Source organism: Pseudoalteromonas luteoviolacea, from assembly GCF_021654285.1.
GTDB classification, from domain to species: Bacteria; Pseudomonadota; Gammaproteobacteria; order Enterobacterales; family Alteromonadaceae; genus Pseudoalteromonas; species Pseudoalteromonas luteoviolacea_J.
This window is the reverse complement of sequence record NZ_JAKFZS010000107.1, coordinates 1-482: the sequence shown is the minus strand read 5'-3', so window position 1 is coordinate 482 and position 482 is coordinate 1. Positions and strand designations below refer to the sequence as shown.

1 pseudogene is annotated in these 482 nt (G+C 50.6%); it reads right to left on the bottom strand.

Annotation, left to right across the window (positions count from 1 at the left end):
* A pseudogene (locus L1077_RS27220) lies at positions 1-482 on the bottom strand (hypothetical protein); the annotation flags it as partial.

Below are 482 nucleotides of genomic sequence, written 5' to 3'. Positions count from 1 at the left end.
GTGGTATTGGGAAACGCAAAAAACTGCGACTGAATGGTGGTCGCCAGCACATGTTTAGAAATGTTTTTTTGCTCTGGTGCAAAGTCTTCAAAATCATCTGGGGTGAGGGGCGCGCCTTTGATAGACTCCATCGATAATTGCTGGATGTTTTTACGCTCTGAGACGATTTCAGCGGCAAGGTAACGGGCCACGCCTATTGGGTCTTTTAATACCGGACGGTGCAGGCCATTTTTTGGCATACGCGGTAGCGGGATGTGCTGTGGCGCCTCATCATTGCTGTAGCCTTGTGCATAGTTACCCAATTTATCAAGCACTTGCATACGTTGGCTACGGCGCTCGCTGGCTGCATCATCATTGGTGCCCGGCTGAACTCTTGGGCCATAGTTTAAGCGCGGATCGTTTTCGCTCATGCCGCCAAAGGCTTCAATTTGTCGCCAGCACCACTGGGTTTCACTGAATGCAATTTCTACTCGGCATGGCTG